Origin of the sequence: Virgibacillus sp. M23, from assembly GCF_034190895.1 — a bacterium.
Classification (GTDB): Bacteria; Bacillota; Bacilli; order Bacillales; family Amphibacillaceae; genus Virgibacillus; species Virgibacillus salarius.
Genome location: NZ_JAWDHA010000028.1, coordinates 41,453 through 49,866 on the forward strand (window position 1 = coordinate 41,453; position 8,414 = coordinate 49,866).

6 protein-coding genes and 2 pseudogenes are annotated in these 8,414 nt (G+C 29.7%); 2 read left to right on the top strand and 6 right to left on the bottom strand.

The window, feature by feature from the left end; all coding sequences use genetic code 11:
* Positions 1–55: 55 nt before the first annotated feature.
* The 6 genes and pseudogenes from tagH to RVS70_RS12310 form a co-directional block, all read right to left on the bottom strand.
* Positions 56–871 carry a teichoic acids export ABC transporter ATP-binding subunit TagH gene (tagH, locus tag RVS70_RS12285; RefSeq protein WP_121605790.1) on the bottom strand — a complete coding sequence of 272 codons (816 nt, stop codon included), beginning with the start codon at positions 869–871 and terminating at the stop codon, positions 56–58.
* 15 nt (positions 872–886) lie between these two features.
* Positions 887–1,714, bottom strand: coding sequence for an ABC transporter permease (locus tag RVS70_RS12290; RefSeq protein WP_121603900.1), 828 nt, complete (start codon positions 1,712–1,714; stop codon positions 887–889).
* A gap of 106 nt (positions 1,715–1,820) precedes the next feature.
* Positions 1,821–3,005, bottom strand: a pseudogene (locus RVS70_RS12295) (CDP-glycerol glycerophosphotransferase family protein); the annotation flags it as partial.
* A 105-nt stretch (positions 3,006–3,110) separates the two neighbouring features.
* On the bottom strand, positions 3,111–6,416 hold the full coding sequence (locus tag RVS70_RS12300) for a CDP-glycerol glycerophosphotransferase family protein (RefSeq protein ID WP_121603902.1): 3,306 nt from the start codon (positions 6,414–6,416) through the stop codon (positions 3,111–3,113).
* Between the two features lie 277 nt (positions 6,417–6,693).
* Positions 6,694–6,915 (bottom strand): IS3 family transposase, encoded by a 222-nt coding sequence (locus RVS70_RS12305; protein WP_121603903.1) that lies wholly within the window; start codon positions 6,913–6,915, stop codon positions 6,694–6,696.
* 32 nt (positions 6,916–6,947) lie between these two features.
* Positions 6,948–7,544: an IS3 family transposase gene (locus RVS70_RS12310; RefSeq protein ID WP_121603904.1), complete on the bottom strand. Its 597-nt coding sequence runs from the start codon at positions 7,542–7,544 to the stop codon at positions 6,948–6,950.
* Between the two features lie 178 nt (positions 7,545–7,722).
* On the opposite strand from RVS70_RS12310, the pseudogene RVS70_RS23395 reads away from it, so the two are divergent.
* Together RVS70_RS23395 and RVS70_RS23400 are read left to right on the top strand one after the other, a co-directional pair.
* Positions 7,723–7,863, top strand: a pseudogene (locus RVS70_RS23395) (ATP-binding protein); the annotation flags it as partial.
* 74 nt (positions 7,864–7,937) lie between these two features.
* Positions 7,938–8,075 (top strand): ATP-binding protein, encoded by a 138-nt coding sequence (locus RVS70_RS23400; RefSeq protein ID WP_121603905.1) that lies wholly within the window; start codon positions 7,938–7,940, stop codon positions 8,073–8,075.
* The last annotated feature ends 339 nt before the right edge of the window (positions 8,076–8,414 follow it).

Genomic DNA, 8,414 nt, shown 5'->3' on the forward strand with positions numbered 1-8,414 from the left:
AAATTTACAAACTTATTTAAAAAAATAAAAGAGGAAATTTTTCCTCTTTTATCTATTAATTATTCTGTCTATCTAACAGAAGTGCTTCTTGCTGCCTCTTAAATGCTTCTTCTCGATATGATTTTCGCTCTTTTTTTGACATTTTTTTAAATTCCTTTAGAAACTTTTCATACTTAGGAATTACTTCTTCAACTGTACCAAAGTCTTTTACCATTCCGTATTCTAACCAAAGAATTTTCTCACAGAACTGTTTCATTTGCCCTATGGAATGACTAACAAAAATCATTGTCTTCCCTTTTTCTTTAAATTCTTTCATCTTATTCAAACTTTTTTCAGCAAAAGCCTTATCTCCAACAGATAATGCCTCATCTATAATTAAGATATCTGGGTTAATATTAACAGAAATAGCAAAGCCAAGCCTAGACTTCATCCCACTTGAATATGATTTAACAGGTTGATCAATAAACTTCTCCAACTCTGCGAATTCAATAATCTCAGGTTCTAGTCCCCTTATTTCTTCTTTAGTAAACCCTAACATAAGCAACTTCAATTCAATATTATCTCTACCTGTAAGATCATTTTTCAAGCCAGCAGCAACTGCAATTAATGCAGCCTGACCATTGATTTCTACACTTCCTTTTGTCTCAGGGACAATACCTGCTATAATATTAGATAATGTAGATTTACCAGAACCATTAATTCCTACAAACCCTACAATATCCCCTTTTTCAGCTTCAAAATTAACGTCAGTAAGCGCATAAAAATCTTCACCATAACTTTTTGGGGTAATTAAATCTAATAGCCGTTCTTTTGTACCGTTATATAATTTATATTTCTTTGAAATATTTTTGGCGATAATCGCTTTTTTCATTGTCATCACAAGCCTTTATAAGTAATCAATAAAATGTCGACGGAATTTTACATGGAGCATAGATCCGAATAGGAACAATACAATAACAATTCCCCAGAACACTAAAGTATACTCCCATTGAGTTATAAAATACCATTCCGTACCAAATAAAGCAGCTCGATATCCCTCGATGAGATAATAAAGTGGATTTAATTTTAAAATAGTTAATACCTCTGCAAACTCATCTCCTACCATACTGAGTGGCCACAAGACACCCGATATATAAAGAAACATTCGAAGTACTGAATTAAGCAACATATGAACATCTCTAATAATTGTTGATAGTGTCGACGTTATTAAGGATAGAGCAAATATTAAAGCGATTGCTGCAAAGATATAATAAATCAATTGCAGATAATATATTGAAGCGTAATATCCAATAAAGTTTAATAAGATAATTGATATTCCGAGCATGACAAGGTGAACATAAAACTGCGAAAAAATTACATACCCAGGAATAATACTCATAGGAAAGTTCATTTTAGATAACATCTTCAATCGCGAGTAGATAGATTTCGATCCCTGTATTGTTCCCTGATAAAAAAAGATCCAAAGAAAGAACGCCGCTAATAGCCAGCTAAAAAAGTCAACCTCTTGTCCATCGCTTAAGGGGACATCTTCTCTACTTCTAAGTGTTGTAAATACAAACCAATAAATAACAATTTGAATAGCTGGATTTAATATTTCCCAAAGAATGCCTAAATAGTTATTTTTATTCTTACTCTTTAGTTCATAAATGGAAAGCCTTCTAAGCAAATAAAAATGATCTATTTGTTCTTTAATAACTTTAAGTGCAGATTTCATACGTATATCCTTTCAAGTATCAATATACCATCGTCTTTTTTACGTTATTAAATTATACAAGTAAAAATTATAAAACACAATGAAAATCAAAAACCTGTTTAAAAAGTTATCCTTTAAAAACTTTCTCTATTACACGTTTACTAGCTTCGCCATCTTCTAGATAACAAAATTTTTGATAGAATTCTTCAGTTGTAGCAGATGGTATAAAGCCATTTTCTTCAAGTTGAGATATTTCTTTAATAATTTCTTCCGTTGTTTTTACCAAAGGTCCTGGTGCTTTCAGTTCAAAATCAAAGTAAAACCCCCGTAAATTATCGCGGTATTCTTCTATATCATATACATAAAACAACATAGGTCTTTTTAAGTTTGCATAGTCAAAAAAAACGGAAGAATAGTCGGTAATTAATAGATCAGCTATTAAATACAACTCTCTAATATCCTCATGTTTTGAGAAATCATAAATGAATCCTTCATATCCTTTTAAGTCCAATTTTTCAGCAACTAGATAGTGAAGTCTTAACAAAATAATATAATCTTTACTAAAACGTTTTTTTAATTGATCAAAGTCCATTTGTAAATCAAACTTATACCTTCCCTTTGCATAAAACTGGTTATCTCTCCATGTAGGTGCATATAAAATTATTTTCTTATCTAATGGTAAATTCGCTATTTCTTTTATATTATTAATACTTTCTTGGTTATTCGCATTAATCAAGAAGTCATTTCGAGGATAACCCGATTCTATAATTTCCCTATCAAATTGAAACGCTCGTTTAAATATTTCAGTAGAATATGCATTAGCCGATACTAAAAAGTCCCATTTACTCGATTCCTTAAGGAAATTCTCCTTGTATTTAGTTGTATTTGTACCAGGCATATGAACTTCTTCCATATCAGCTGCTAATCTTTTTAAGGGGGTACCATGCCATGTTTGTAAATACTTTGTATGCTTTGGTTTTGGTATCCACAATGGTAACCTACTATTCGAAACCCAAAACTCAGCTCTTGCCATCAAGTAAACCCATTTCAACGACATCCTTCTTACAGTTTTTATATTCTCTATTTGAAAAGCATCCTTATATCTTCTATCAAAAATCCAATACATTTTATAGTCTAAATCACTATCTAATAATCTCTCGTATATCGCTCTTGGATTATCACTATATTGTTTACCTAAAAAGCTTTCAAAGACTATTAAATTTTTTTTCACAGGAATCCTAGCTATTATAATAAATACTAACTTTAAAAACTTTTGTATAATTCTGGACAGCTTCTTTTTCATCTTTTTTACTCCTCAAAAGTTAATGCCTTTACTTGTTTATAAGTCTCTTTCTATTCATATTATAATTCATTTCTTAGTAAAAAGGCCTGTTTTAACAGACCTTTTTACTAAGAACTATTTAAAAATCCTATCAACTACTCTTTGAGCAGCTTTTCCGTCCTCTAATGAACAGAACTTTTTCTGAAATGATTTATAGTTATCCTTATGATTATAAATAACTTTATCTATGTTCAATACATTTTGTATAATTTCCTGAGTATTAAAGACAAAAGGACCAGGAGCTTCCTTTTCAAAATCTAAATAAAACCCTCTTAAATTATCTCTATATTTCTCTAGATCATAAGTGAAGAACAACATAGGCCTACCTGTATTGGCAAAATCAAACATGACTGATGAATAATCTGTAATTAAAATATCAGTCACTAATAATAATTCTTGAATGTCCGGATACTTAGACACATTTTTAACGAAATCTTTTAAATCTTCATCTATTTGCAGCTTATTGTTAATGACGACATGCATTCTTAATAAAACTATATATTCATTACCTAACTGTTCTTTCATTTTATACAAATCCATATTTATATTAAATAAGAATTTATTTTTGTTATTCGTTTGATCATCCCTAAATGTTGGAGCATACAATATTACTTTCTTATTATCAACATTAAGTCTATTTTTAACTTTATTAATTGTATCTTGTAAGCCGTCCTTATAAAAAATATCATTTCTAGGGTAGCCCACTTCTAAAATTTCATTATTATATTTAAACGCACTCTTAAAAGCTTTTGTAGCATATCTACTAGGAGAAATAAGATAATCCCAACTTTGAACTGCTTTTCCTATTCTTTCTAAGTAATCATCGCTTCTACCATGTATTTCCTCTAAATCAAACAACATTTTCTTTAATGGGGTACCATGCCATGTTTGTAGATAGGTAGTAGATTTCCTTTTCTTTATATACGAAGGGAAATTCTGATTATTAACCCAATAACCTGCTCTTATTAAATAATAATAATATAACGGGCTTAATCTTTTAATTTTTACAGTGTTTTGATCAACGAATCTGTAATTATTATTATAAACCCAGATTTTTTTATAACTAAGCTCTTGTTTTAATATCTCCTCATATATATTTTTAGGGCTATCTCCATATTGCTTACCCAGTCCGCTTTCAAAAAGAATTAAATTCTTATCAACTGGGATAATTTTCGTTCCCAGATTATAAAAAAGCTTCATGCTAGGAAAATAATATTTACTCTTACGATACTTTTTGAAGAGAGCATTTAAAAACATAGCAATTTTAGGATTGTCGCTTATATTTCTTTTAGCACTATATTTACTTATTACTTTATATATTCTTTCAGAAGATAATTTATCTTTGTACTTAATAAATTTATTAGCTTTCTGTTTATAAATATCTTTCACAACAAAATTATTTAATGCATATTCTTCAATTAAATTTAATAAATTATTTTCATTAAAACATATTTCACCTGGTAAATCGTTGTTTAAGTCCAAATGAGACGGCCTATTTCCAATAAATCTTTTTCGATCAAATTGATAATATATTATCGGTTTATCTAGAAAACTAAAATCAAAAGCAACGCTTGAATAATCGGTAATCATAAGTGCACTTTCTTTAATTAACTGTTGTACATCAACTTCACCTTGGTTTATTATTCTTACGTTTTTATCTTGAAAGTGCTTTCTGAATCTTTGCATGTTTGGGTGTAAGCAAAAAATAATTTCAAAATTATGTTCCCGCGAAATTTTATGCAAATCCTTATTATTAATTAAAGCTTTATAATTACAAAAATACTCGCTTTCCAGAAAATCATCATCAGTAATAATCCAATCTCTCCAAGTAGGGATAATTAATAATTGTCTTTTCACTGTACCTTTACCATCAAAAAGAGTATCAAATCTGGATAAACCCGTTACGAAAACATGTCTTGGATCATAATTAAAATCATTAACAATCATTTGCTTTTCAAAGTCAGAACTAACCATAAAAAAATCAGTATCAAAATTAGGAGCATTTTTCCCATAATTAGCTACCATATTTTTAGTGCCCATAATGCCATGCTGAAGAAAAACCTTATCAGCTTTTACCTTTTTCTTAAATGCATAGGTTCTTATAGGATATAGATAATCAGGATGGTGAGATGAAACAATTTTTTCCGCCATTATAGTCTTTAAAATATGTTCCTTAGACTTGTACAAAAGAACATTACCATATTTTTCCACGTTTTTCCTTTCGGGTGAATCTTTATCTATTACATAGTATACTCTTTTCTCTGGATAATTCTCTCTAATATGCTTAAAAAAAGCATAACCTGTGTCTTGAGCTTTATAAGTCCTTTCACCTATAATCCATGTTTTTTTGTTATATTTTACTTTTCTAATTAGCCAAGACCAACGCATTAATTTTCTCATATAATTAAATACATCTGTTGAATAATTGTAAACTTCAAATGACAAGTTTTCTTTTTTAAATGTATAGTATGGATTAACCACTATTGCCTTGTGCTTATGCTTAATATATAAATCCTTTAGAAATAATTTAGCTTTAAATGTTGGTCTCCCAATTCTAATGTACTTTTCTTCATGCATATCATGCATCGAAACTTTAAGAAACAGATCGTATATATCTTCTGTTATATCCTTTTTTTTAAACAATTCAGCTATATTGATTGTAGCTTTATAATAGTAACGATTTAAACCAAATCTATAAGTAACTTCCTCATTCCTATGAGTTAGTTTAAGGCCATTGATTTCCAACTTACTCCCAGTATTTCTACCTAATAGTAAAATACTTCCAGTGGTAATAATAGAATTTTTTGTGAAAAGTTTACCTTCTATATTTATACAACCATGACTTTTTTTAAACTTATCAATTTGAATTTTTGTAGGAGAGTATGGTTCTCCATTTACAATTAACGATAAATTCCCCTTTGTAGTCAGATAATTTATAACTGAATCACTGTTGTAATAGTAAAATGGTAATTTAACTATTTCAGTTAATGCAAATCTGCCACATCGTATTAAATATTCACATAATATTTCATTATCTTCATTAATTATTTTACAATTATCGTTTGTATACTTTTCTTTACTAACTTCAGATAATGGTGTACGTACCTTAAAATACCAATCATAGGAAACACCGGAAATTAAATAATTGTTTTTTATTATTTCATCAAGGTTCACCTCAAACTTAAACTCATGTGTCGGTTTAATCTCTACAATTTTAAAACTTTCATCAGTTTCTCTAGACACCAGCCATAATTCTTTTGCACAGTAACTATCTTTATTAAAAGCCCCTGTAATTACAAGTTTATTTTCCATTTGGATATAGCTTATATTTCTTTTTAATTTATTTATTTTTTTTTTCTTTGATGATGAAAATATATTCATTTAAATCCCCTGCATTCTAGTAGTTTTAATTAGTTTAACAAAAATTATAATGCATTATTCTACAAATTTCTTTGTACTACAAAAATTTTATTATAATTGTTAAAAGTTATTTATTTAAAATCTGAACTAATTCAGATCAAAATAATTAAATCTGTATATATTCTAACACGACGGAATGATATCAATAAAGAATTGTAGAAGAAGATATAAACTCAAACAGAATGATAAAAATAACCATAAATTATTTTATACAAATTTAATAAAATTAGAGTTTATATTATGTAGTTGCTTGGCTGAATTGATTGGGAGATTCAACTGAACTCAACCCTGCCAATTTAATCTTTGGATCGTGCATGGTTGAACGAGTAAATATATTCTTCAATCCGACTTTTAATTCTTCATAGCTTACTAATTTTTCACCATAATACATTTCTTGCTTTAAAATGCCAAAAAAATTCTTCGTAGGTGCATTATCTGCGCAAGTGACTTTGCGCGACATGCTTTGGAATATTTTATTTTCTTTTAGTGTCCTCACTTACTGATTGTGTTGGTAATGCCAGCCTTGATCGGAGTGGATCCAGTACAGTAGGCTACCCGACTCTTCAGTATCCCTATTAATTCTATTAAAGGGGGCATGACAAAATTTAATGTTGGGCCTTTTTTGATGTCATACGTAATAATTTCTCCGTTATAAAGGTCAAGAATCGGATTTAAGTATAACTTCTCTTCGCCTAGACATTTGAATTCCGTTATGTCTGTTACTAACTTTTGAAGTGGAATAGATGTGCTAAAACGGCGGGACAACCGATTTTTCGCTACCTTTCCAACTCTCCCATTATAAGAGTTGTATTTACGGGATTTCCGCATGAACTTCACACATTTTAATCCTAGTTCCTTCATTATGCACTTGGTGCAATGCCCAAATTTCTTTAAATCTTTTGTAATTCGTTTATAACCATAATGTTCATGAAAGGTTCTAAATAGTTTTGTGATGAGCTCTTTTAATTCTGTTTCTGTATCTTCTCTGTCATAGCGTTCCATATGATAATGATGGGTTGCTTCAGGAATCCCTACAGTAGGAAAAATATCTTTTAATCGGAATCCTTCTTCTTTGATTTCGAATGCCAATGCAGTTTGTGATTTTCGTAGAAGACATTCGGATTCCCCCGAAAAGCTTTTAGCTTTTTTAAGTATAACCTTAGTAGTTTCTTGTTACCTTGCTATAAGCTCTCTGACCCTACATAGCCAAAGGTTTTCTAAACCATTAAAATCAAATAGATAGTTTACTTAAAATACATCTAAAAATAATGTATCATATTCGGACTTCTTAATCACGTTATTATCACAAGAAATCGAACAGAGAGAAAAGACAGCTTTAGATATACGTCTTAAAAAAGCAAAGCTTTCCTACATCAAAAGCATTTATGACTTCGATTTTAGTTTTTAACATAGTATAGATGAACGAAGAATTAAAGAAATGTTATCCGGTAGATATATTCATAATGGATATAACATTTACTACTGGGGCCACTAGGGTTAAGAAAGACACATTTAGCCATTTATATGGCTTTCGAGGCTATTACAAACAGTCACCAAGTCCTTTTTATTAATGCCAATAATTTTATACCTGAGTGCCAGAAGGCAGAAAAACAAGGGTGAATCCAACGGATTATTAAAAAGGTATAGTCCCCCAGAACTACTAATTATTGATGAACTAGGTTATTTAGCTTCGATGAACTGAGCGCAAACACGCTTTTTCAAATCATATAAGAAGATATGATCATGGCGCAACGATTATTATTTCAAATAAATCGTATGTTGAATAGGGAAAGATCTTTGGAGATGGAGGATTAGCAACGGCCCCTGGATCGTTGTGACTGCTAAACTAAAGTAGACAGTTTCCGCTAGATTAGAAGAAACACTTATTTACCCAAATATACCAGTAAAATATATAGCTCTCCCATTGTATGATATTTAAGATTATACACACATCAATGG

Coding starts and splice junctions, on each gene's coding strand:
- RVS70_RS12300 (WP_121603902.1), bottom strand. CDS start 6,416: ATGAATATATTTTCATCATCAAAGAAAAAAAAAATAAATAAATTAAAA.
- RVS70_RS12305 (WP_121603903.1), bottom strand. CDS start 6,915: ATGTCGCGCAAAGTCACTTGCGCAGATAATGCACCTACGAAGAATTTT.
- RVS70_RS12290 (WP_121603900.1), bottom strand. CDS start 1,714: ATGAAATCTGCACTTAAAGTTATTAAAGAACAAATAGATCATTTTTAT.
- tagH (WP_121605790.1), bottom strand. CDS start 871: ATGAAAAAAGCGATTATCGCCAAAAATATTTCAAAGAAATATAAATTA.